The following is a 22,674-nucleotide window of genomic DNA, read 5'->3' as shown; positions in this document are numbered from 1 at the left end:
CCCGAGCGGCCAAAGGGATCAGACTGTAAATCTGACGGCTCTGCCTTCGAAGGTTCGAATCCTTCTCCCTCCACCATCTTTCAGAGAACCCGGCCTTGTGCCGGGTTTTCGCTTTTCTGCCTTCCACAAATCCCCTTCTTCTCTACAAAAAAACGGGAGGCCAGGCCTCCCGTCAATATATGCACGCTCTCACCCCGAACCTGCTGGCGACAGCTGTCATCGGCAGGTCGGGCAGAGGGGGATAAGCGTCCCCCCAGGTATCTGTCTTGTCATCCGCGCCCCTTACAGGGTGAAGCGATAGAAGATATCCACCGCCTGGGCCACCCCGCTCATGGCCTGCAGATAGAGCCTTGGCATCAGCTCGTAGCGCAGCTTGAATTCGGCGATGGGGCTGAACACCCCGACCCCGTACTGGAACTGCAAGCCGGGCAGCAAGTAGGCCGACAGGGTCACCTGGGTGTCATCACCACTGCCTGCGGTATCGAGGGCCACGTCGCTCATGCCGAGGGACTCCCCGATGCTGGAGACCACGCCGCTCGCCTGGCTCACGGCCCCCGCCACCAGCAGGCCGTTGAAGCCGCCATCCTCGCCGCTGGTCTGCAATCCCTTGCCCCGCAACAGATAGGAGAGCTGTTCGGACTGCGCCATCTGCGGCTCGGAATAGACGGTGATCTTCGGCTTGGTGGCCAGCCCCGTCACCCGCACCCCGACGGTCACGTTGTCCTCGATGGTATCCGGATCCCGATAGGTCTCGATGTTGAGATAGGGCTGATCGATGGGGCCGGAGAAGAGGATCCGCCCCTCCTTGATGATGAGGTTCTGGCCATAGGCCTTGAAGCGCCCGTCCCTGAGCTCCAGTTGCCCGTTGCCCGAGAGCGGCTTGGAGGGATCCTGGCGAATGTTGAGGGCCCCTCCCACCTTGGTCTTGAGTCCCATGGCTTCGAGGCGGACGTCGTCCCCGAGCCGGATGGCGAGCCTGATCTCCATGGGCAGCGGTGCCGCCTTGGGGACCGGCGGCAGATCGTCGTAGATGACGGTGACGTCATCGGAGACCGCTACCGCGCTGTCTGGCAGGCTCTTGACCAGGATGCGCGACCAGGGGATGTCCACCTGCCCGGTCACCCTGGTCTCCTCCCCGAGAGAGATGGCGATGTCAGGGGTCACCCTGACCCGGCCCATGCCCGGGTACTGGGCCTCCAGCTCCTTGCCCTGAATGGTGAGGCTGCCGGTCACCGGCTGCTGGGCCCAGCTCAGCCAGCCCCCCAGCACCAGGGGGCCTTTGCCCACCATCATGGAGCCGTCGAGTTCGGCCCGGTTGCCTTCTATCTTGAGGCGGGTCACCAGCTTGGAGAGGGTCACCATGTCGGAGTGGGTCTGAACCTCCCCCTCCTTCAGGTTCAGCTCGCCATACAGCAGGGGGGCAGCCAGGGTGCCGTCGAAGCGGGCATCCGCCGAGATGACCCCTTGCAGGGAGCGCACTTCGGGAATGAGGGGCGCAAAGGTCGCCAGCTTCAGATCGTCAAACCTGAGTTGACCGCCGAGGTTGCCGCGGCCGGCGGGATCCCGGATCAGCAGATCGGTGTCGATGTTGCCTATCTGCTCGGAGGCGAAATCGACCCGGATGGCGGCCTGCTGGCGCTCGAAGTCGATCCCGAGCTCGAGGCGCTGGTAGTCGGTCTTGAGTTCGTCGGCGACGAAGGTCCCAGGCGTGGTACGCACGGTGGCGTGCAGGGTCGGCTGGTTGCCGCGCCAGCTGGCGCGCCCGTCGGCCGACAGCACCGCCTGCCAGCGGAAATTGTCCGGCAACCAGGGGCGCAGCCGCTTGAGATCAAATTCGTTCAGGGCAAATTCCAGATTGCCCTGGGACTGGGCTATCCGGCTCCCCTTGACGCAGAGACTGGCCTTCTGGGACGCGAGGCAGAGATCCCCCATGGTCAACTGCTGTTTCGGCAGATCCAGGTCCAGAGACCAGGGGGCGGTCAGCGCCCAGCGCTTGAGGGGGGTCTTGAGCTTCAGCTCGGCAAGGGCGCCACGCCAGTGGTCACCGCGCAGGCTGCCATTCAGGCTGAGGTCTGCCGCCAGGGGATCCCCCTTCATGGTCAAGGTGAGCCCGTGGCGCTCGAGATCGCCGCTCAGGTTCAGGGCGATTTGCGAGAGCTTGGTCTCCCCCTGCGCCAGGCTCGCCACCGTCACCGCCACCTCACCGGCGGGCTTCTCCCCGACCAGGGCGTTGGCCTTGATGACGGTCTCTTTGAGGACGGTGCCCGCGTAGGCGAGTCGGCCCGACACCAGATCGGCATTCACGCGCGGCGCCTGCTGGTTGCCGGTGACGCGCACCTGGCCCTTGATGTCCCCTCCCAGACCCGGATAGATGCCCCCAAGCTTGGGCGCATCCAGATCCGCATCCAGCTTCCAGGCCTGGGTCGTGAGCGAGCCTTTGGCCTGCAGCCGGTTGGGGCCGCTTTGCAGCGCCAGGGCCGGGATGGTCCACTCCATCTTGTCGTTGCCGCTGAGCCTGCCCTGCAAGGCCAGGGGATACTGGTTGAGCTTGCCATCCACCTTGAGCTCGGGCAGGGCCAGCTGCCAGTGGCCCGCCTCATCCAGATCGAAGCGGCTGGTGATCTTGCCCGCCAGTGCCCCCTTGATCTCGGGCACCAGCTCCGCCGGGTTGATCCCCTTGAATTCGGTCGTCCCCTGCCACTGGACCCCCTTGCTCCAGGCCAGCTTGCCGTCGAGCTTGAGCTCCCCCTTGAGGGCCCCCAGCAGCAGCTCGATACGGCTCAGCTGGTTGAGATCCCCCTTGCCCGAGAGCGCCACCTTGAAGGGGGGCACATCGGTCCCCTTGCCGGCGGTGTTGAGCGCAAACTGGTAACCGGAGAGCTTGCCCTTGGCGCTCAGGGTGCCCTTGTCCAGCCGATAGCTGGGCTCATCCTTGGCGGGCTTGTGCAGGGGCCAGGAGAGGCTCTTCCAGTCCAGCGCCAGATCGAAGGGCAGATCCGGGTCGAGGGCCGCAAGGGATCCTTTGAGATTGGCGCCCACCGGCCCCTTGGCCTTGAGTGCCAGCCCAAGCTTGCCCACAGAACCGTCCAGGACGAGATTGACCTGCTCCCCCTTGAGCTCCCCGTCCAGCAGCCCTTGACGCGCTTTGGCATCCAGAGTCAGGGCGAGGGGGTAATCCTCGTGCAGGCGCACCTGACCACGCAAGGCCAGATCCGCCATGGCATGGCGCAAGGAGAGCTCCCGGATGTCGATGCGCTCCTCCTCGGCGGTGGCCGACAGCAACAGGTTGTCTAGCCCCTCCACCAGCTCACCTTGCTGATAACGGAACGCCGTGGCTTTCAGCCCCTCCAGCTGGATGGGGAAAGGCAGTCGCACCGCCGGCAGCACCATGGGCTCGGGCTTGCTTGCGGCCTGCGTCTTGTCACCGGGGGCAGCCTTGCCCTCGCCGGCCGCCAGGGTGGCGCTTTTCTTATCCACCGGTTTGGCGCCCTTGTCACTGGCCGCCTCCACCGGGGACGGTGCCACCACCACGTTCAGGCCATCGAGCACGGGGCCGCGCACGATGAGCCCGGCGCGATCCAGGGCGGCGCCAATGTCCAGATCCTTGAGGGTGATCGTCACGCCGGGCACCGCCACATCGAGATCGGCAACCTTGAGGCTGTCGACCTGGATTTTGAGCGGCAACGGATGCCAGACGAAGGGCTCCGACGGCTCTTCCGGCACCGGCTCGGACTCCGCCACCCGGACAACGGGGCGAGTCACCGCCAGAGACTTGATCCAGAGCTTGCCCTGCAGGAGCTTGCCCAGATCCCAGTCCAGCACGGCCCGCTCCACGGTGACATCCACCAGCTCGTCCCGCCAGCCAACCCCTTCGAAGGTCCAGCCATACCCGAGTTGCCCCGCCACCAGCTCCCCCTTGAGGGAGGGCAGCGCGGCTCTGGCCTGTTGCCACAACCACTTGTTGCCCTGATGGGTGAAGCCCAGCAGGCTGACGCCGATGAGCAGCAGGAAGAAGAGGCCCATGAGCCACAAGAAAATGCGTTTTACCCAGATCACGATGCAGACCCCTGCAAGGAAAGCAGCCGCAGCGGCCAGAAAAGAGAAAGAAGAGGATGTGCGCCTGGTTGCCGGGTCATAGTTCCGGCCCCAGCGCGAAGTGCAGCCGCAGCGGCTTGTCCTCCTCGGAGATGCCCACCGCCAGATCGAGCCTGACCTGACCGATGGGGGTGACCCAGCGCCCCCCGACCCCGGTGCCTATCTTCCAGGCCTCGCTGTAGTCGACGGTGGCGGTCCCGGCGTCCACGAACAGGGCGCCGAGCCACTTCTCGCTGAAGCGGTAGTTGTACTCCAGGCTGCCGACGCTGGCGTAGCGTCCGCCGGTCAGCTTGCCATCGTCCCCCCGTGGCGAAATGGTCTCGTAACCGTAGCCCCGGACCGTCTGATCGCCGCCGGTGAAGAAGCGCAGGGAGGGGGGGACCAGGGAGAAATCATCCCCGACGATGGCCCCCTGTTCGGCCCGCATCAGGAAACGGTGATCTTCGCCCAGGGTGCGCAGCCACTTGCTACGCCCCCACACCCGCATGAAGCTGATGTCGGACCCCCAATAGGGACTCGAGAACTCCATCGTCAGTTGCTGGCGATCCCCCCAATCCGGCACCAGACCGCCGCGCACCCGCAGCCGTGACCAGGAGACACCGGGGATCAGCAGCAGACTGTTCCCCTCGTCCTGACCCTGGACGTAGCGCTCGTTCTCCAGGCGCACAAAGACGTCTCTGTCCCAGCTCTCCGGTCGGCGTGTCCAACGGTGCACCCCGAAGGTGGCCAGATCGGAGCGGGTGTCGTTGTTGTCGGTGTATTGATAGCCCGCCTGCAGGGAGTAGTAATCCCGCAGCGGGTTGCCCACCGGGATCTGGTAGTCGAAGCTGAGCTCCGCTTCCGGCGCCGAGATCTTGGCGGTGCTGGAGAGGCGGTGACCATAGCGGTTCACCCAGGGTTTTTCCCAGGTGGCACTCAGGCGCGGCCCCACGTCCGTGGCATAACCGATACCGGTCTCAATCTCGTGATCGACCCGGTTGGAGAGGGTCACCTGCACCGGCACCCGGTTGCCCTCGGCCTGGCTGATCAGGGGTTTGATGTCCACCTGCTTGAACAGCTTGGTGGAGGAGACATCCTGGGACATCTCCGCCAGACGGATCGCCAGATAGGGGTCGCCGCTCTTGATGTTGATGAGCGGGCGGATCAGGTGCAGTGCCTCCGGCGTCGCGTCATAGCGGATCTCGCCGAAATGGTAACGCGGGCCAGAGCGAAACAGGATGTAGATCTCCGCCTTGCCCTGTTCCGGGAAAACCTTGACCTGGCTCTTGCTGATCTTGGCGTCAAAATAGCCGCGGGCCAGCCCCAGACTGCCGAGATCCGCCTTGATGGATTCATATTTGCCGTGGTTGAGGGGATCTCCCTCCTTGAGGGGCAGCTTGTCCAGCAGCTCGCTGTACACCTCGTCGCTCCCCGCATCCCCTTCCAGCAGGATGTCGAGGCGCGAGATGATCACGAGTTCCCCCCGCTCAATCTCGATCACCACCTTGGCGGGCGCCTTCTTGTCGCGGTTCAGGGTGATCTTGGGCTGGTAGTAGCCATAGACCTGCAGCGCCTTCTGTACGCTCTCGGTGATCTTGGCGCGGGCGGGGCGGTACTGGCGTTCCTGGTAGACGGGCAGGGCGTTGAGGTAGGCCTCGACGTTGTCTTTCTGCTCTCCCCTGACCCCCTTGATCTGGTAGGTCAACTTGGCCGCCATGGCGGGCATCGCCATCAGCCAGAGAGCGAGGGCGAGCAGCAAGAGACCGGGCCCGGGGCGACGGGATCGCCCGGATGAAGTGCTCCCGGTGAGAAAAGTAGGATAGCATCCTGTCAAACGTCAGTTTCCCCGAATAACATGATTTAAAGATTGTGTTATTTAGTACGATACCGAGACTCATCCCGGGCGAGTGCCGCTCATCCTAGCATAATCGCGACGGCGAAATCCCACGCTCGGGGCCCCTTTGCGTGCCGCTCTGCCACCCCCGGTGCGGGGATCGCTTCGGCCCTGCAAGGAGCCAGCCGGGTGTGAGGAGCCAAACTGCGCACAATCCGGGCAAGGGGCGAACAAAACGCCACCACCGACCCCGCCACGCCGGATCTCCCCTGGCGGCCTTGGGCTGGCAGCAGGGTCCGGCTCGTCGCGACAACCCTTGTCGGACACCCCGCATCCGGCGGGTTTCGTCAACCCGTCCCCCTCGACTTGCTCCGCGCCCTCTTCCCCATCCTGCCTGCTATTGAACAGGAAAATAAGTTTAAATCAATCACTTGAATAGATGGCACTAAAGCTTCGTTCAATTCAATCGATTTATCCCGCTGCCCCTGCGCTCCTGCCTGTCCCACACTGATCCCAATCATCGCAGGAGAGACCCCATGCACCTACGTAGCGAACAACTGGCTGACTACATCGCCGACCGACTCGAGTTCATCACCTTCCTGGCCTGCTGCAGCGCCCTGCTGGCCCTGCTGACCGGCATGAACGGCCAGCAGGCCCTCGCCTTCACCGCGCTCAATCTGCCCTTTGGCCTGGCCCTGCTGCTGGGCATGGCCCTGCTCGCTCCCCTGTCTGCCCACTGGCGCCTGCCCGGCATAGTTCTGCTGCTGGTGAGCGCAGCCCTGGCCACTCTGCAGATGGGGGGCAACTGGCTCAACCCCCTGGCCATCTGGAGCCTCTATGCCCTGCTGGGGCTGGAGATCCTCTGGCAATCCCGGGCCAGGGTCCCCCTGGCCGCCGGCCCCCGGAGCCGGGTCTCGCGCCCGAGGGGCTGACGCGGAGGCGCAATTGCAGTAATCTTGCGCCCCCTTTCCCCTCGCCGAGGAGCATTCCGATGAAAAAAGCCTGTGCCCAGCACATCCTGGTCAAGACCGAGAAACAGTGTCTGGAGATCAAGGAGAAGCTCGCCAAGGGCGCCGACTTCAGCCAGATGGCCAAGCGTTTCTCAACCTGCCCTTCCGGCAAGCGTGGCGGCGATCTGGGGGAGTTCTCCAAGGGGGACATGGTCAAGTCCTTCGACGATGCCGTGTTCAAGGGGGAGCTGCTGACCGTGCTGGGGCCGGTGCGCACCAAGTTCGGCTTCCACCTCATCAAGGTGCTCTATCGCAACTGATCCAGGGCGACGAGGTCATCGGCTCTCGGAGCCGCACGCCTGGGATTGATGATCATTTACTAACGTTATCAGGCAATTAAGTTTATCCTTCTGGGCATAGTTCCATCCTGACCCGTGGATCCCTCATATGCACAGCTCTTTGTGGTGGCCGCTGCTGACCTGGCTATTGCCCCTTTGCGGGGCCCTTGGCAGCCGCGCCCATCTCTGGCCCTGGTGGCTCGGCTTCATCCTCTGTCTCGCCAGCGCCCTCCTCAGCCTCGTGCTGCTGCTGCGCCTGCCCTGGCGTTATCGCCGCACCACCAACCTCTGGCCGGATATCTGGGGCATTGCTCCCCTGCTGCTGCCCCTGCTGTTTCTCGTCCAGGCGCTGCGCTCCCCCCTCACCAACGACGTCAGCACGGATCCCTACCATCCGCCACGGCTCCAGTGGGCCGAGCAGCTCAGAAGCCCGGAGGATCTCCCGATCTCCCCCCCGCCCCTGCAAGTATTTCCAGGCAACCCCGGTCCTCTCTATACCCGGGCATCCCCGGTCGAAGTGCTCGCGGAAGCCGAGGAACTGATGACGGAGCTGGGCTGGCAGGTTCATCCGGGCAGCGAGGGTATCGATGCCGTCGTCACCACCGGCTGGTTCGGGTTTCAGGATGACGTGGCCCTGCGGGTCTTTGCCGGGCCCAAAGAGACCCGTATCGACATGCGCTCCGCCTCACGCCAGGGGCGCAGCGATCTGGGGGTCAACCGGGCTCGGATCATCGATTTCCTGAATCGGTTGAACGAGCGTCTGGGCGGGGCCTACAAGCCCAAGATGGAGAAGCTCAAAGAGGAACAAGATGCGCATTGAGGTCAAACCGGACCGGGCCTACGCCTGGTTCATCCGCCCCTTCTTCTGGCTGCAAAAACGCAACTACGGTCAGGTGCTGATCCCGGGCAAGTGCTGGGGGCGCTCCCCCAGGCTGTTCGCCGCGGTCGCCACCCTCTACGGCGTCATCAACCGCAAGCGCTCCCCCATCGACCCCGTGCTGCGCTCCCTGGTGACGGTGCGGGTCTCCCAGCTCAACTGGTGTCGTTTCTGTGTCGACATCAACGCCATGACCCTCGTCAAGCGGGCAGGCTCCAGCGACAAGGTAGAGGCGCTGGCCCGGTGGCGCGACAGCCCCTTGTTCGACGAGCGGGAGCGGGCCGTGCTGGACTATGCCGAGGCCATGACCGGGCTGGATGGCGTGAGCGACGAGCAGGCCGCCCGCCTCAAGCCCTGGTTCGATGACGACGCCCTGGTGGAGCTCACCGGCCTCATCGCCTTCCAGAACATGTCCGCCAAGTTCAATGCTGCTCTCGACATCGCTCCCCAAGGGTTCTGCCAGTTGCCGGTGCAACCCGAGCGCCCCCTCGACAAGGGGCAGGGATGAACCGGGCACGCCTGCTGCTGTTGCTGGCGATGGGGGCCCTGGTCGGCACCTTCTTTGCCCTCGACCTTGACCACTATCTGAGCCTCACCCAGTTGCAGGCTCATCAGGAGCGCCTGGCCCTTTGGGTCGACCGCCATGTTGTCGCAGCCAGCCTGCTGTTTCTGGTGATCTATGTGCTCACCACCGCCCTCTCCCTGCCGGGGGCGGCCCTGCTCACCCTGGCGGGCAGCACCGTCTTCGGCATCCTGTGGGGGCTCTTGCTGGTCTCCTTTGCCAGCTCCCTTGGCGCCACCCTGGCCTTTCTCAGCGCCCGCTTCCTGCTGCGGGACTGGGTCGAGACGCGCTTTGGCGACAAGCTGGCGAGCGTTCAGGCCGGCATGCAAAAGGAGGGGGCCTTCTATTTGCTGAGCCTGCGCCTCATCCCCCTCTTCCCCTTCTTTCTGGTCAACCTGGTGATGGGGCTCACCCCCATCAGAGTCAGCACCTACTACTGGGTCAGCCAGCTCGGCATGCTGCCGGGCACCCTCGTCTACGTGCTGGCGGGAAGCGAGCTGGCTACCCTCACCAGCACAGGCAACCTCTTTTCCCCCGGCCTGCTGGCCGCCCTGACCCTGCTCGGCCTGATGCCCTGGCTGATGCGTGCCTTGCAGCGCCGTTTCGCCCTCTACCGGTTGCACGCCCCCTACCGCAAGCCGGCGCGCTTTGACTACAACCTGCTGGTGATAGGCGCCGGTGCCGGAGGCCTGGTCACCAGCTACATCGCCGCCGCGGTGAAAGCCAGAGTGGCCCTCATCGAGCAGCACAGGATGGGGGGGGATTGCCTCCATACCGGCTGCGTCCCCTCCAAGGCGCTGATCCGAAGCGCCCGCTTCGCTATTGAACAGCGCAAGGCCACAGAGCTTGGTTTTACCCCGAGCCAGAGCCGCGCCGACTTTGCCGCCGTGATGGCGCGGGTCGCCCGGGTCATCGAGGAGGTCGAACCCCACGACTCGGTGGCGCGCTATGAAGGACTCGGGGTGGAGTGCATCAAGGGGCGGGCGCGAGTCACCTCCCCCTGGGAGGTGGAGGTCAACGGCAAGCGCCTGACCAGCCGTCATATCGTGATCGCCACCGGCGCCCGACCCCGGGTGCCCGCACTGCCGGGGCTGGACGGGGTTCCCTACCTCACCTCCGACACCCTCTGGCAGCGACTGCGTGAGCCCCCCCGCCATCTGCTGGTGCTGGGAGGGGGCCCCATCGGCTGCGAGCTGGCCCAGAGCCTGGCCCTGCTCGGTATCCCCGTCACCCTGGTGGAGCAAGGCCCTCAGCTGCTGCCCCGGGAAGATAGGGACGTCGCCGGGGCCCTGGCCGCGCAGCTGGAGCACGACGGCGTCACCCTGCACCTCGGCTGGCAGGCTACCTCGGCCGGGTATATGGACGGTAAAGACACCAACCTGCCCATCCGGCTGCACCTGCGCCGAGGAGACGAGACGCTGGTGATTGAGGGGGACCAACTGCTGCTGGCCCTTGGCCGGGAGGCCAACGTGAGCGGTTTCGGGCTGGAGGCGCTGGGGGTTGAACTGGCCCCCGGCGGCACCCTGGCCATCGACGGCTTCCTCGCCACCAACTACCCCAGCATCCTGGCGGTAGGGGACGTTGCCGGCCCCTACCAGTTCACCCATTTTGCCGCCCATCAGGCCTGGTATGCCGCCATCAACGCCCTCTTTGGCCAGTTCAGGCGCTTTCGGGCAGACTACAGGGTCATGCCGGCGGCCACCTATACCAGTCCGGAGATAGCCAGGGTCGGCCTCAACCAGAAAGAGGCTCTGGCCCGAGGCATCCCCTTCGAGTCGACCCGCTTCGAGATGGCCGAGCTGGACAGAGCCATCGCCGACGGCGAGTCAGGGGGCTTTGTCGAGGTGCTGACGGTGCCGGGCCGTGACAGGATACTCGGGGCCACCATAGTGGGTGCTCACGCCGGCGAGCGGATCGCCGAGTTTGCACTCGCCATGCGCCACCGCCTGGGACTTGGCAAGATCCTCGCCACCGTTCACCCCTACCCCACCCTGATGGAGGGGAACAAGTACGTGGCTGGCGCCTGGCGCCGTGCCCGCCAGCCCGGGCGCCTGCTGGCGCTGCTGGCCCGTTATCACCGCTGGCGCCGCGGCGCCTGACTCTGACGAGGCAACCATCATGTTCACGACCCGACTTCGCGCCCTGCTCCGTCCCCTGATGGCCGCTGTCCCCCTGTTGCTGGCCTCCCCGCTCCACGCCAATGACGCATCGTGGCAGCAGACCCTGCTGGCCGCCAGGGGACAAACCGTCTACTTCAACGCCTGGGGGGGCAGCCCCGAGATCAACGCCTACCTGGTGTGGGCCAGGCAGGAGATCGCTCGCCAGTACCAGGTCGAGCTGGTGCAGGTGAAGGTGGATGACATCGCCCAGAGCGTGAGCCAGTTGCTGGCCGGCAAGCAGGCTGGCAAGACGTCGAACGGCCCCATCGACCTGCTCTGGGTCAACGGCGAGAACTTCAAGGCGCTCAAGGAACAGGGGCTGCTGGGGGCCCCCTTTACCGACGAGCTGCCCAACATGGCCCTGGTGGACACCGCCCTGCCGGTGAGTGAAGACTTCACCGTGCCGGTCGAGGGGCTCGAGGCCCCCTGGGGCATAGGCCAGCTCAATCTGATGGTGGATGGCGACCAGGTAGACGCACCTCCCACCTCGGCGGCCGCCCTGCTTGCCTGGACCAAGGCTCACCCCGGCCGCTTCACCTACCCCAAGCCTCCCCAGTTTCACGGCTCTAGCTTTCTCAAGCAGATCCTGCTGGAGCTGACACCAGATCCGGCGCCCCTCTATCGGGAGGCGACCGATGCCGACTTCCTCCGCGTCACCGCCCCTCTCTGGGCCTGGCTCGACCAGCTTCACCCCGCGCTCTGGCGAAAGGGCAGGCTCTTCCCCACCGGCGCCGCCGAGACCAGGCAGTTGCTCGATGACGGCGAGCTGGCCATGGCCATCAGCTTCAACCCGGGGGAAGCCCAGAGTTCGGTGCAAAACGGCACCCTGCCCCCCACCGTCCAGGCCATCGCCATGGAAAAAGGGGCGCTCACCAACAGCCATTTCCTCGCCATCCCCTTCAATGCCTCCGCCCGGGCCGGGGCCAAGGTGGTGATCAACTTCCTGCTGAGCCCCGCTGCCCAGGCGCGCAAGAGCGACCCTGCCTTCTGGGGGGATCCCAGCGTGCTGCGCCAGGAGGCGCTGCCAGGCCAGACCCGTCCGGCATTGCGCTTCAAGGGAGTGGCAGAGCCCCACCCCAGCTGGCAGACGCGGCTGGAAGCAGCCTGGGCCGAGCGCTACGGCCACTGATCCATCATGCAGGCGCGCGCCCCTCTTCTCCTCCTGCTGCCCTTTTTGATGCTGGGAGCCTTGCTGCTGGGGATCCCGCTCGCCGGGGGCCTGCTGTTGCTGGTCATCGAGGGGCTCACCCCCGCCAACCTCGCCCTCTTGCTCCCCCAGCCCGGACTCTGGCACTCCGCAGGATTGAGCCTCTGGGTAGCGGGCACCTCCACCCTGGGGGCCCTGGCCGTCACCGCCTTGCTGCTCGCCCAGGGGGACGGGCGTCCCTGGATGCGCTGGCTGCGCCGCCTGCTCTCCCCCCTGCTGGCGCTTCCCCACGTCGCCTTTGCCATCGGCATCGCCTTTTTGATCGTTCCTTCCGGCTGGCTGCTGCGCCTCGTCGCTCCCCTGCTTGACCTCACCCATCAGCCCCCGGACTGGCAAACCCTCAAAGATCCCTGGGGGCTTGGCCTCATCGTGGTGCTCATCCTCAAGGAGACTCCCTTCCTGCTGCTGATGGCGCTGGCGGCACTGGATCCCGCCAAGGTGGCGCGCCAGCAGTGGCTGGGGGCCAGCCTCGGCTTCAGTGCCCCCCGGATCTGGTGGCGCCTGCTGCTGCCCGCCCTCTGGCCCGCCCTGCGACTGCCCCTCTACGCGGTGGCCGCCTATGGTCTGGCGGTGGTGGATCTCGCCCTGCTGCTGGGGCCGGATGCCCCGCCGCCCCTGGCGGTGCGACTCTGGCTCTGGTATCAGGATGCCGACCCCGCCTGGCGCGGCGCCAGTGCCAGCGGCGCCCTCTTGCTGCTCGCCCTCAACCTGCTGCTGCTTGGCGCCCTCAGGCTGCTGGAGCGGACCCACCTCACCCTCGGCAAGGCACGCTGGCTGAATGGGCGACGCGCCCCCGCCTCGCCCTGGCCCGCACTCATTGCCCGCATCGGCGTGTGGGGGCTGCTCCTGACCAATCTGCTGGTGCTCGCCGCCCTGCTGCTCTGGTCCCTGACCCGGCGCTGGTCCTTTCCCGCCCTCTGGCCGAGTGAATGGAGCAGCCACCACTGGCTGGCTCTGCTGCCGAGCCTGGGCCCGCTGCTGTGGCAGAGTCTGTGGCTGGCCCTGCTCTGCGCCGCGCTCTCCCTGCTGCTGGCGGTGCTCTGCCTCGAGGCGTTGCCTGCGCGCCGCGCCACACGCACCCTCTGGCTTGTCTGCCTCCCTTTGCTGCTGCCCCAGGCCAGCCTGCTGTTTGGATTGCGCCTTCAGACCGACGGGCTGGGATTCACTGGCATAGGCCCAGGCTGGGTACTCTGGAGCCAGTTGATCTTCGTCTTTCCATACGTCTATCTCTGCCTGCACGGCCCCTATCGCCAGTTCGACGAGCGCCTCACCCGGGTGGCCCTCACGCTCGGGGCCAGCCCCTGGGGGGCCTGGTGGCGAGTCAAGGGTCCCCTGCTCGCCCGTCCCCTGCTGTTCGCCTTCGGTGTCGGGGCGGCGGTGAGCCTGGCTCAATACCTGCCGACCCTGCTGTTCGGGGGCGGGCGGGTCGTCACCATCACCACGGAGGCGGTGGCCATCGGCAGCGGCCTCAACCGGCGGCTGGCGGGGCTCTACGGCCTGCTGCAACTGCTGCTGCCCCTGTTCATCTATGCCCTGGCGCTCTGGCTGCCGCGGCGCATCAACCCCGCCCTGAGGCCCTGACCCGATGCTGCACACCTCCACACTCACCCTCTTCCTCGACGGTGCCCCCCTGCTGACGCTCCCCCCCCTCAGGGTGGCCCCGGGCGAGGTGCTCACCCTGATGGGACCGAGCGGCTGTGGCAAGAGCTCCCTGCTGGCGGCCCTGGCGGGAGTGCTGCCACCCGGGGGCCCCATCCGGCTGACCGGGGACATCCTGCTCGGCACACATCGCCTCACCCCGCTGCCCCCCCAGGAGAGGGGCGTCGGCATCCTGTTTCAGGATGACCTGCTGTTTGCCCACCTGACGGTGGCAGAAAATCTGATGTTCGGCATGCCGGCGCATCTCAAGGGGATGGCGGCAAGGCAGACCCGGGCCCACGAGGCGCTGGCCGAGGTCGGGCTGGAGGCTCAGGCGGACAAGCTGCCAGGGGCGCTCTCCGGCGGCCAGAAAGCCCGCGTCAGCCTGCTGCGAGCCCTGCTGGCCGAGCCCAGGGCATTGCTGCTGGACGAGCCCTTCTCCCGCCTCGACAAGCCGCTGCGGGCGGCATTCAGAACCCTGGTGTTCGAGCGCCTGCGCACGCAGGCCATCCCCGCCCTGCTGGTGACCCACGACGAAGAGGATGCGCCGGGCACCATCTTGCAACTGATCCCCCCAGCCATCCCAGAAGAGGAGCACCACCTTGTTTGATCGCCACCTGATCCCGGTTATCCGCCGCCCCCTCGCCGCGCTCGCCCGCCCCCTGTGCCGGGCCGGGGTGAGCGCCAACCAGGTGAGCCTCGCCGGCTTTCTCATCGGCATGCTGGCGCTGCCGCTGCTGGCCTTTGGCTGCTATCAGTGGGCGTTGGCGGCGATTCTGCTCAACCGGCTGCTGGACGGGCTGGATGGCGCCGTGGCGCGGGAAACGGGCATCACCGACTGCGGCGGGTTTCTCGACATCACGCTGGATTTCATCTTCTACGCCGCCGTGGTGCTGGGCTTTGCCCTCGCCGACCCGGCCAACTCCCTGGCCGCCGCCACCCTGCTGTTCGCCTTCATGGGCACGGGATCGAGCTTTCTGGCCTTTGCCATCATGGCCGGCAAACGGGGCATCGAGAGCCCCGTCTACCACCACAAATCCCTCTACTATCTGGGCGGGCTTACCGAGGGGAGCGAAACCATCGCCCTCTTCGTGCTCATGTGCCTCTGGCCCGCCGCCTTCGTGCCACTGGCCTACGGTTTCGCCCTGCTCTGTGCCATCACGACCCTGACCCGGATCTGGAGCGGCTACCACACCCTGCGCTGACGGGATCCCGGAGGGCGCGCCGGCACGGAGCACTTGCGCCTGCACGCCAATGTTTTACCATGACGGCACTCTTTTTCAGGCTCACGAGAACCCTATGCGTCGCCTTGTCTGTGTCCTCTCCCTGTTTCCCCTGATCTACGGCTGCAGCAGCACGCCGGCGCCCAAGCCCGTGGTCAAACCCCAACCCAACAGCGCCTTCATCAACCAGACGCCGCCGAGCAAACCCTTCTACGGGCAGGTGAGCCAGCCCGGGGTCAGCAAGGGGGACTTCGCCAATCGTTCCAACGTGGACAACTTCGTGCAGCGGATGGTGCAAAAGCACGGCTTCGACGGCGCCGAGCTGCACCGGGTACTGGCCCAGGCCGAGCGTTATGACTGGATCATCAAGCTGATGGACGCCCAGGCCCCCACCACCAGACCGCCCACCGGCCCGACCGGCGCCTGGAACCGCTACCGCGCCAAGTTCATCACCCCGGACAACGTACAGAACGGCGTCAACTTCTGGCGTGAATACGAGAGTGAACTCAACCGGGCGCAGCAGATCTACGGGGTGCCACCCGAGATCATCGTCGGCATCATCGGGGTGGAGACCCGCTGGGGTCGGGTGATGGGCAAGACCCGCATTCTCGACGCCCTGGCGACCCTGGCATTTGACTACCCGCGCCGCGCCGACTTCTTCACCGGCGAGCTGGAAGCCTTCCTGGTGATGACCCGGGATGAGGGGATGGACCCCACCGAACCCAAGGGCTCCTATGCCGGGGCCATGGGCTACGGCCAGTTCATGCCGTCGAGTTTTCGCAACTACGCGGTGGACTTCAACGGCAACGGCCACACCAACCTGTGGGATCCGGTGGATGCCATCGGCAGCGTGGCCAACTACTTCAAGGCCCACGGCTGGGAGAAAGGGCAGCCGGTGGCAGTACGCGGCCAGGGACAGCTGCCGGGCTATGAGCACGGCTTCCAGACCCGCTACCCGGTGGCCACCCTGCGCGGTGCCGGGCTGGCTCCCACCGGCTCCCTTGGCAATCACAAAGAGGCGAGCCTGCTGCGTCTGGATGTCGGCACCGGTTACCAGTACTGGTACGGCTTGCCGAACTTCTACGCCATCACCCGCTACAACCACAGCACCCACTACGCCATGGCGGTATGGCAGCTTGGCCTTGCCGTCAGGGATGCCAGAGGCGGCTACTGAGCCAGCCTCAATGCCAACGAAAACGGGCCCGATGGGCCCGTTTTGCTATTCGTTTTCCAGCAACCAGCGCTTGAGCAGGGCCGCCAGCTGCTCCTGTTCGGCCAGGCTCAATGGGGCCAGCAGGCGACGCTCGTTTGCCACGTGCTGCTCCACCGCATGGTCAACCAGCTCCCGCCCCGGCTCCGTCAGGCAGACCAGCAGGCTGCGCCTGTCATCGGGGGAGGCTTCACGTCTTATCAGGCCACGCTGCTCCAGCTTGTCGAGCCGGGCCGTCATGGCCCCTGAACTCAGCATGGCGGACTGGTAGAGCGCGGTCGGGGTCAGCGGCTCGCCGGCCCGACGCAGGGTCGCCAGGATATCGAAATCAGACCCCAGCAGACCGCACTCCTTGAGGGTCTCGCTCACTTCGCGCCCGGCGATCGCCGCCATGCGCGCCACCCGCCCCAGCACCCCCATGGGGGTGCAGTCGAGGTCCGGGCGCTGCCGGGCCCACTGGGCCAGCAGCTGATCTACATGATCACTCTCCATTGGGGCTCCATTATCTTTACATGAAGATACTTGATAATAAACCAACTCGCGACTAATGTATCTTTACTTGAAGATACTTTGTTGCGAGATAACCATGCCACTGCTGATCGCCCTGCTCGCCCCCCTGCTCTGGGGCAGCACCTATGCCGTCGTCAGTCTCTACCTGACCGACTACTCCCCCTACTGGGTGGCCGTGTGGCGCGCCCTCCCCGCCGGGGTGCTGCTGCTGTTGTTCCATCCCCGCAGGCCGCCTCTCGTCTGGAGCAGGCAGTTCCTGCTGGCGTTTTGCAACATCACCGCCTTCTTCGCCCTGCTGTTCGTGGCGGCGTTTCGCCTGCCCGGCGCCGTGGCGGGTACGTTGGGAGCGACGCTGCCCCTCATCCTGATGGGGCTGGCCTGGCTGCAAGACGGTGTCAGACCGACGATCAAGTGGCTGTTGCTGGGGGTGATGGGGCTCGTCGGGGTGCTCTTGCTGCTCAATCCCTCTGCCAATCTGGATCCCGTCGGCGTGGCGTGCGCCCTGCTCGCCACCCTGCTCATCGGCCAGTCGAGCCGCTGGATGCAACGCTGGCCGGTGGACGATCTGCTGGCCCTGACCGCCTGGCAGCTGCTGCTGGGCGGCCTGATGCTGATCCCGCTGGCCTGGTGGCTGGCCGGCCCCATGCCCCTGCCCCGGGCTGACGCCACTCCCGGGCTTATCTGGCTGGTGATCCTCAATACGGCTCTGGCCTACTGGGCCTGGCTCTGGGGACTCAAACGCCATGGCCCGGAGGTGATGGGGATGCTGGCCCTCACCAACCCCATGGTGGCGGTCTCCTGCGGTGTGCTGATGGTGGGAGAAACCCTGGATGGCCGTCAGTGGCTCGGCATCGGCATCATCCTGCTCTCTCTCTTCCTGATGAAGCTGCCGGCCCGCTCCTTCCTCAAGCGCTGGCAGAACCGCAAGGCCGCCACCGGCAGCGTCGACAACGGCTGATCCGCAGTCAACCCGACACAAAAAGAAGAGGAGCCACCAGGGCTCCTCTTTCACATGGGTTGTTGCCGTAAGGGTCAGACGCCGGCCTTGGCCAGGGCGGCGGAGACAATCTGCTGGGCTTCCTGCTGGATGAGGTCCAGGTGCGCCTCCCCCTTGAAACTCTCCATGTAGATCTTGTAGATGGACTCGGTACCGGAGGGGCGCGCCGCGAACCAGCCATTCTCGGTCACCACTTTCAGGCCGCCGATGGCGGCATCGTTGCCCGGTGCCTTGGTCAGCTTGGCGAGGATGGACTCGCCAGCCAGGGTGGAGGCTTCCACCAGGGCCGGATCCAGCTTGGAGAGCACCGCCTTCTGGGCGCTGTTGGCCGGGGCATCGATGCGGCGGTAGCTGGAGCGGCCGAATCTGGCTTCGAGCGCATCGTAGTGGGCCTGGGGATCCTTGCCGGTCACCGCCAGGATCTCGGCCGCCAACAGCGCCAGGATGAAGCCATCCTTGTCGGTGGTCCAGACAGTACCGTCCTTGCGCAGGAAGGAGGCACCAGCGCTCTCCTCGCCGCCAAAGCCGAACTCGCCGCTGTAGAGACCGTCCACGAACCACTTGAAGCCGACCGGCACCTCTTTGAGGGTGCGACCGATCTCGCCGGCTACCCGGTCGATCATGGAAGAGGAGACCAGCGTCTTGCCGACGGCCGCCCCCTTGGGCCAGCCGGTTCTGTGGGTGAACAGATACTGGATCGCCACCGCCAGATAGTGGTTCGGATTCATCAGGCCCGCCTTGGTGACGATGCCGTGACGGTCGTAGTCAGGGTCATTGCCAAGGGCGATGTCGAACTTGTCTTTCAGGGCAATCAGGCTCGCCATGGCGAACGGGCTGGAACAGTCCATCCGGATCTTGCCGTCTTTGTCCAGGGTCATGAAGGAGAAGGTCGGGTCGACCTTGTAGTTCACCACCTCGATGTCCAGACCGTAGCGCCTGGCGATGACGTCCCAGTAGGCGACGCCGGAGCCACCCAACGGATCCACGCCTATCTTGATGCCAGCCTGCTTGATGGCGGCCAGATCCAGCACGTTCTCGAGATCATCCACATAAGGGGTGACATAGTCGTGTTCCACCACGAACGGGCTCTTGAGAGCCTCGGCAAACGGCATCCGCTTCACACCGGCCAGGCCCGCTTCCAGGATCGCGTTGGCGCGGTCTTCCACCCACTTGGTGATCTCGCCTTCGGCAGGACCGCCGTGGGGCGGATTGTATTTGAAGCCACCATCTTCCGGCGGGTTGTGGGACGGGGTGATCACCACGCCGTCCGCCTGGGCCACGGGTTTGCCTGCGTTGTGGCGCAGGATGGCATGGGAGATGACCGGGGTCGGCGTGAAGCCGAGGCCGGCCTGAATGAGGGTCTCGACACCGTTGGCCGCCAGCACTTCCACCGCGCTGGCAAAGGCGGATTCAGACAGGGCATGGGTATCCATGCCGACGAACAGCGGCCCCGTGATACCGGCCTGCTGGCGGTACTCCACCAGCGCCTGGGTCACCGCCAGAATGTGGGATTCGGTGAAGGCGCTGTGCAGGGCGCTGCCGCGGTGACCGGAGGTGCCGAAGGCGACCCGCTGCTCAGGGCGGCTCATGTCCGGCTTGTTGAGGTAGTAGGCGCTGACCAGACGGGGAATGTTGGTCAGATCGCAAAGACGAGCCGGCTGACCGGCGTGGGAATGCTGTGCCATGGCGTTTTCCTTGAGCTGAGCCTTGCCCGGCAAGGCCTGAAGTCATTGATGGGTTAAACGGCGCCGCACACCCGAGCCGTCAGATCCTCGTCATAACCCATGCTGTTCATGAGCTGGGCCACCATGTTCTGCTTGCGGCTGGTATTGGTATTGGTGATCACCCAGAACGGGGTCTCCGGTACCGGCTTGGGCTTGGTGGTGCTGCCACTGGCACGCAGCGCTTCCGGGTCACGGGAGAAGTAGACGCGCTTGCGCCCTTTTATCTCGGTCGCCTGGGTGAAGCCTTCCGGGTTGTCCCGATAGAGGGTGCTCAATACCAGCATGAAGCGGTTGATGGACTTCTCTTCTTTCTGCAGCTCGCCGGAATCCAGCAACGCCTCCAGCCCCAGGGCATCAGCCACGGGCTGCGGTTGCGTCGCAGGCGTGGCCGCCACGGTTGCCGTGCCGGCCTGGGCGGGTTGCTCCAGCAGGCGACGCAGGATATCGGACGCACTCTCGCCGATGTGCCGGGTCTGGCTCGCGATAAAGAAGTAGAGATCGTCATCAAGCTCGATGGTTTTCATAGGGATGCGCTGGACTCGTCGAAATTCGGATGCGGCGATTATACATAGGCAGACCCGGCAGCCCAAGCAAGGGGCGGACAGATGTGCATGAATCTCCTTGAGAATACGGCATAATGACGGGCCAAGTGTGTGATCCCCCGCACTGATAGCCGATCCCGGGGAGATATTTTTGAAAAAAAACCACAAAAAAATCCCCCATCAGGAATGAAATCCTTTTCTTTCAGTGTGTTAAAAATTATGGCGATAGAGCCCACGACCGATAAGGTGTCATTTTGCAACAATACCCACGATTGAACTTCAAGGATCAGGGCGAAGGCCCGACTGTCGTGCTGATCCATGGCCTCTTTGGCAGCCTGGACAACCTCGGCCTGCTGGCGCGCCCCCTCAGCGAACAATACCGGGTCATCAGCGTCGATCTGCGCAATCACGGCGCCTCCTTTCACTCGGACGAGATGAGCTACCCGGCCCAGGCGGCGGACATCCTGGCCCTGCTGGACCATCTTGGACTTGAACAGGTGGCCCTGGTGGGTCACTCCATGGGGGGCAAGATCGCCATGCAGGTCGCCAAGCAGGCCCCTCAAATGGTCAGCAAGCTGGTAGTGGCGGACATCGCCCCGGTTGCCTATCCCCACGCCCGCCACAAGAACGTGTTTGCCGGGCTCAATGCCACGCTGGCCACGCCCCCCCAGAGCCGCAGCGAGGCGGAAGCCATGCTGGCCGAGCACATCGAGATCGCCGGGGTGCGCCAGTTCCTGCTCAAATCCTTCGCCAAAGGGGAGTCTGGATGGGGGTGGCGTTTCAACGTGCCGGCCCTTGAGCGCAACTACGCCAACATCATGGGCTGGCCTGACGATGAACGCCGCTTCGAAGGCGCGACACTCTTCATCAAGGGGGGCGACTCCGACTATATACTGCCCGAATACACCGGGGCCGCGATGGCCCAGTTCCCGGCCGCCAAGGCCCGCGTCATCGCCGGCACGGGTCACTGGCTGCACGCGGAAAAGCCGGTTTTGTTCAACAAACTGGTTGTGGATTTCCTGTCGACAGGCGGTTAACAGTTTCAAATCCTTTGTGATATAGTGCGCCCGTCTTAAGGAGTGCGCGCAATCCATGCTGAGTGAACACATCGATCTCATCGAGAGTCTGGGCCTGAAACTGTTCTTCGTGGCCATCTTCCTGCTGATTGGTCTGGCCATTCAGGACGTGCTCAAACGGGGCAATGTGCCCCGCTTCGGCCGCTTCATCGTCTGGCTGGTGCTGTTTCTGGGTTGCGCGGGTTTTGTCGCCAAGGGGCTGATCGAAATGGGCTGGGAAGGCTCAGGGATCGGCTAACTACTTTTCATCTGTGATGTATGGCCAAACAGCAAACTGATCGAACAACACTGGATCTGTTCGCAACTGAGAAGCGCCCCGGCAGGCCAAAGACCAATCCACTCCCCCGCGAGACCCAGCTCAAGATCAACAAGCGCAACCAGCTCAAGCGCGATCGTGAGAACGGGCTGAAACGGGTCGAGTTAAAGGTGGAAGCCGAGTTGCTGGAGCGCCTGAACCAACTTGCGCTGCAACAGAACGTCAGCCGAGCCGAGCTGATCCAATCTATCCTGAAGCAACAGATCGAGTCTGCTCATGCAGCAGGCATCGCAATCTGAACCGTCAAGCATCAACACCAGATACGGGTAACGAAACACTATGGCTAGTGTAGGTCTGTTTTTCGGCAGCGATACCGGTAATACCGAAGCTGTCGCCAAGATGATCCAGAAAGAACTGGGCAAACAACTGATTGAAGTCCGTGACATTGCCAAGAGCAGCAAGGCCGATATCGACAGCTTCGATCTGCTGATGTTCGGCATCCCGACTTGGTACTACGGCGAAGCCCAGGCCGATTGGGACGACTTCTTCCCCGAACTCGAAGAGATCGACTTCAACAACAAGCTGGTGGCCATCTTCGGATGCGGCGATCAGGAAGACTATGCCGAGTACTTCCTCGACGCCATGGGCACCCTGCGTGACATCGTCGAAGCCAAGGGCGCCATCATCATCGGCCACTGGCCGACCGCGAGCTACGAGTTCGAAGCCTCCAAGGCACTGGTGGATGACAAGCACTTCGTGGGCCTGGGCATCGACGAAGATCGCCAGCCGGAGCTGACCGCCGAGCGCGTCAAGGGCTGGTGCAAACAGCTGCACGAAGAGATGTGCCTGGGCGAGCTGGAGTGATCTGATCTCCCTCCCTCTTCATGCAACAAGGGCCCCGACGGGGCCCTTGTTGCATCTGCAGCAGGCATTCAGCCCCCCCTGTGCTGGGGCTTGGATCTGACATAGAGGGTGCGCTTCACCTGGGCCACCAGCTCGCCCTGGCCATCCTGCACCTGCACCTCGAACTCGGGAAAGTGCTTCTCTCCCCCCTCGGTCGCCGCCACGATCGATGCCAGCTTGGCGTCGCTCAGGGTGAACTCCGCCACCAGTTTGCCCTTGCCCGGCTTGATGAAATTGATGCTGCCCGCCTTGTCCCACACGTAGTAGCGGTTCTTGAAATAGCCCATCAGCATCAACGGGTAGATGGGATCCGTCATGGCGAACATGCTGCCGCCGAACTGGGTCCGGTTGGCATTCTTGTTCCACCAGCGGGACTTGAGAGTGACCCGGCAGAAGCGGAAATCGGGGCTCAGGGTTTCTATCTTGATGCCTGCGCCCCAGAAGGGGGGCCAGGCGTTGAGGGCGCAGCGCACCCAGGCGGCATTGCCGAAAAGCCAATCCATGGATCTCATCCGACCAGACTATAAAGAAGTCACATAGTATCAACATTCTCTGGTCGAGCAAGCGGACCTGAATATTCCCATGATGGGCTTG

At 64.6% G+C, this 22,674-nt stretch carries 21 protein-coding genes; 15 read left to right on the top strand and 6 right to left on the bottom strand.

What is annotated here, in order from left to right; all coding sequences use genetic code 11:
• Positions 1–282: 282 nt before the first annotated feature.
• Together tamB and tamA are read right to left on the bottom strand one after the other, a co-directional pair.
• The gene (gene tamB / locus ACVDHI_RS09270; protein ID WP_447212013.1) at positions 283–4,056 is read right to left on the bottom strand and encodes an autotransporter assembly complex protein TamB; all 3,774 of its coding nucleotides are present in this window, start codon (positions 4,054–4,056) and stop codon (positions 283–285) included.
• 76 nt (positions 4,057–4,132) lie between these two features.
• Positions 4,133–5,908 (bottom strand): autotransporter assembly complex protein TamA, encoded by a 1,776-nt coding sequence (gene tamA, locus ACVDHI_RS09265; RefSeq protein ID WP_447212012.1) that lies wholly within the window; start codon positions 5,906–5,908, stop codon positions 4,133–4,135.
• 536 nt (positions 5,909–6,444) lie between these two features.
• On the opposite strand from tamA, the gene ACVDHI_RS09260 reads away from it, so the two are divergent.
• The 10 genes from ACVDHI_RS09260 (at position 6,445) to mltB (ending at position 16,036) form a co-directional block, all read left to right on the top strand.
• Complete coding sequence (locus ACVDHI_RS09260; RefSeq protein ID WP_043154193.1) at positions 6,445–6,840, top strand: hypothetical protein; 396 nt, start codon at positions 6,445–6,447, stop codon at positions 6,838–6,840.
• A gap of 59 nt (positions 6,841–6,899) precedes the next feature.
• Entirely contained in the window at positions 6,900–7,178 is a 279-nt protein-coding gene (locus tag ACVDHI_RS09255; RefSeq protein WP_039039827.1) for a peptidylprolyl isomerase, read from the top strand.
• A gap of 127 nt (positions 7,179–7,305) precedes the next feature.
• Positions 7,306–8,016, top strand: coding sequence for a DUF1499 domain-containing protein (locus ACVDHI_RS09250; protein ID WP_039039828.1), 711 nt, complete (start codon positions 7,306–7,308; stop codon positions 8,014–8,016).
• On the top strand, positions 8,006–8,581 hold the full coding sequence (locus ACVDHI_RS09245) for a carboxymuconolactone decarboxylase family protein (RefSeq protein ID WP_039039829.1): 576 nt from the start codon (positions 8,006–8,008) through the stop codon (positions 8,579–8,581). The genes ACVDHI_RS09250 and ACVDHI_RS09245 overlap by 11 nt, the downstream gene beginning before the upstream one ends.
• Complete coding sequence (locus tag ACVDHI_RS09240; RefSeq protein ID WP_447212011.1) at positions 8,578–10,734, top strand: FAD-dependent oxidoreductase; 2,157 nt, start codon at positions 8,578–8,580, stop codon at positions 10,732–10,734. Before ACVDHI_RS09245 ends, ACVDHI_RS09240 begins: the two co-directional genes overlap by 4 nt.
• A 19-nt stretch (positions 10,735–10,753) precedes the next feature.
• Complete coding sequence (locus ACVDHI_RS09235) at positions 10,754–11,923, top strand: ABC transporter substrate-binding protein (protein WP_447212010.1); 1,170 nt, start codon at positions 10,754–10,756, stop codon at positions 11,921–11,923.
• Between the two features lie 6 nt (positions 11,924–11,929).
• Entirely contained in the window at positions 11,930–13,582 is a 1,653-nt protein-coding gene (locus ACVDHI_RS09230; protein ID WP_447212009.1) for an ABC transporter permease, read from the top strand.
• Between the two features lie 4 nt (positions 13,583–13,586).
• Complete coding sequence (locus ACVDHI_RS09225; protein WP_323942775.1) at positions 13,587–14,249, top strand: ATP-binding cassette domain-containing protein; 663 nt, start codon at positions 13,587–13,589, stop codon at positions 14,247–14,249.
• Positions 14,242–14,844 (top strand): CDP-alcohol phosphatidyltransferase family protein, encoded by a 603-nt coding sequence (locus ACVDHI_RS09220; protein WP_104452683.1) that lies wholly within the window; start codon positions 14,242–14,244, stop codon positions 14,842–14,844. The genes ACVDHI_RS09225 and ACVDHI_RS09220 overlap by 8 nt, the downstream gene beginning before the upstream one ends.
• Before the next feature lie 94 nt (positions 14,845–14,938).
• Positions 14,939–16,036: a lytic murein transglycosylase B gene (gene mltB / locus ACVDHI_RS09215; RefSeq protein WP_045525304.1), complete on the top strand. Its 1,098-nt coding sequence runs from the start codon at positions 14,939–14,941 to the stop codon at positions 16,034–16,036.
• Positions 16,037–16,081: 45 nt separating this feature from the next.
• Here the strand turns inward: mltB and ACVDHI_RS09210 are convergent, their stop codons facing one another.
• Positions 16,082–16,564: a MarR family winged helix-turn-helix transcriptional regulator gene (locus ACVDHI_RS09210; protein WP_042017340.1), complete on the bottom strand. Its 483-nt coding sequence runs from the start codon at positions 16,562–16,564 to the stop codon at positions 16,082–16,084.
• Between the two features lie 94 nt (positions 16,565–16,658).
• Here ACVDHI_RS09210 and ACVDHI_RS09205 point away from each other — a divergent pair, with 94 nt between their 5' ends.
• Complete coding sequence (locus ACVDHI_RS09205; protein ID WP_447212008.1) at positions 16,659–17,540, top strand: DMT family transporter; 882 nt, start codon at positions 16,659–16,661, stop codon at positions 17,538–17,540.
• A 74-nt stretch (positions 17,541–17,614) separates the two neighbouring features.
• On the opposite strand, the gene pgm is transcribed toward ACVDHI_RS09205, so the two are convergent.
• Together pgm and seqA are read right to left on the bottom strand one after the other, a co-directional pair.
• Positions 17,615–19,264, bottom strand: a complete 1,650-nt coding sequence (pgm, locus tag ACVDHI_RS09200) for a phosphoglucomutase (alpha-D-glucose-1,6-bisphosphate-dependent) (protein WP_447212007.1) — start codon at positions 19,262–19,264, stop codon at positions 17,615–17,617.
• 53 nt (positions 19,265–19,317) lie between these two features.
• Complete coding sequence (seqA, locus tag ACVDHI_RS09195) at positions 19,318–19,827, bottom strand: replication initiation negative regulator SeqA (RefSeq protein ID WP_039039836.1); 510 nt, start codon at positions 19,825–19,827, stop codon at positions 19,318–19,320.
• A gap of 290 nt (positions 19,828–20,117) precedes the next feature.
• Here seqA and ACVDHI_RS09190 point away from each other — a divergent pair, with 290 nt between their 5' ends.
• Genes ACVDHI_RS09190 through fldA form a run of 4 tightly spaced genes read left to right on the top strand, consistent with a single transcriptional unit; the run spans position 20,118 to position 22,041 of the window.
• The gene (locus tag ACVDHI_RS09190) at positions 20,118–20,882 is read left to right on the top strand and encodes an alpha/beta fold hydrolase (protein WP_447212017.1); all 765 of its coding nucleotides are present in this window, start codon (positions 20,118–20,120) and stop codon (positions 20,880–20,882) included.
• A 55-nt stretch (positions 20,883–20,937) separates the two neighbouring features.
• Positions 20,938–21,159, top strand: a complete 222-nt coding sequence (locus ACVDHI_RS09185) for a DUF2788 domain-containing protein (protein ID WP_010674106.1) — start codon at positions 20,938–20,940, stop codon at positions 21,157–21,159.
• Between the two features lie 20 nt (positions 21,160–21,179).
• Entirely contained in the window at positions 21,180–21,476 is a 297-nt protein-coding gene (ybfE, locus tag ACVDHI_RS09180; RefSeq protein ID WP_005325670.1) for a LexA regulated protein, read from the top strand.
• A gap of 40 nt (positions 21,477–21,516) precedes the next feature.
• Positions 21,517–22,041 (top strand): flavodoxin FldA, encoded by a 525-nt coding sequence (gene fldA / locus ACVDHI_RS09175; RefSeq protein WP_010674104.1) that lies wholly within the window; start codon positions 21,517–21,519, stop codon positions 22,039–22,041.
• Positions 22,042–22,109: 68 nt separating this feature from the next.
• On the opposite strand, the gene ACVDHI_RS09170 is transcribed toward fldA, so the two are convergent.
• Positions 22,110–22,583 (bottom strand): DUF4442 domain-containing protein, encoded by a 474-nt coding sequence (locus ACVDHI_RS09170; protein ID WP_010674103.1) that lies wholly within the window; start codon positions 22,581–22,583, stop codon positions 22,110–22,112.
• Positions 22,584–22,674: the final 91 nt, after the last annotated feature.

The sequence above is a fragment of the Aeromonas sp. 25-248 genome (genome assembly GCF_053005425.1).
The sequence above is the reverse complement of the archived record's forward strand: the minus strand, read 5'-3'. Positions and strand labels throughout refer to the sequence as shown.

Coding starts and splice junctions, on each gene's coding strand:
- ACVDHI_RS09260 (WP_043154193.1), top strand. CDS start 6,445: ATGCACCTACGTAGCGAACAACTGGCTGACTACATCGCCGACCGACTC.
- ACVDHI_RS09255 (WP_039039827.1), top strand. CDS start 6,900: ATGAAAAAAGCCTGTGCCCAGCACATCCTGGTCAAGACCGAGAAACAG.
- ACVDHI_RS09250 (WP_039039828.1), top strand. CDS start 7,306: ATGCACAGCTCTTTGTGGTGGCCGCTGCTGACCTGGCTATTGCCCCTT.
- ACVDHI_RS09245 (WP_039039829.1), top strand. CDS start 8,006: ATGCGCATTGAGGTCAAACCGGACCGGGCCTACGCCTGGTTCATCCGC.
- ACVDHI_RS09240 (WP_447212011.1), top strand. CDS start 8,578: ATGAACCGGGCACGCCTGCTGCTGTTGCTGGCGATGGGGGCCCTGGTC.
- ACVDHI_RS09235 (WP_447212010.1), top strand. CDS start 10,754: ATGTTCACGACCCGACTTCGCGCCCTGCTCCGTCCCCTGATGGCCGCT.
- ACVDHI_RS09230 (WP_447212009.1), top strand. CDS start 11,930: ATGCAGGCGCGCGCCCCTCTTCTCCTCCTGCTGCCCTTTTTGATGCTG.
- ACVDHI_RS09225 (WP_323942775.1), top strand. CDS start 13,587: ATGCTGCACACCTCCACACTCACCCTCTTCCTCGACGGTGCCCCCCTG.
- mltB (WP_045525304.1), top strand. CDS start 14,939: ATGCGTCGCCTTGTCTGTGTCCTCTCCCTGTTTCCCCTGATCTACGGC.
- ACVDHI_RS09210 (WP_042017340.1), bottom strand. CDS start 16,564: ATGGAGAGTGATCATGTAGATCAGCTGCTGGCCCAGTGGGCCCGGCAG.
- ACVDHI_RS09205 (WP_447212008.1), top strand. CDS start 16,659: ATGCCACTGCTGATCGCCCTGCTCGCCCCCCTGCTCTGGGGCAGCACC.
- pgm (WP_447212007.1), bottom strand. CDS start 19,264: ATGGCACAGCATTCCCACGCCGGTCAGCCGGCTCGTCTTTGCGATCTG.
- seqA (WP_039039836.1), bottom strand. CDS start 19,827: ATGAAAACCATCGAGCTTGATGACGATCTCTACTTCTTTATCGCGAGC.
- ACVDHI_RS09185 (WP_010674106.1), top strand. CDS start 20,938: ATGCTGAGTGAACACATCGATCTCATCGAGAGTCTGGGCCTGAAACTG.
- ybfE (WP_005325670.1), top strand. CDS start 21,180: ATGGCCAAACAGCAAACTGATCGAACAACACTGGATCTGTTCGCAACT.
- fldA (WP_010674104.1), top strand. CDS start 21,517: ATGGCTAGTGTAGGTCTGTTTTTCGGCAGCGATACCGGTAATACCGAA.
- ACVDHI_RS09170 (WP_010674103.1), bottom strand. CDS start 22,583: ATGGATTGGCTTTTCGGCAATGCCGCCTGGGTGCGCTGCGCCCTCAAC.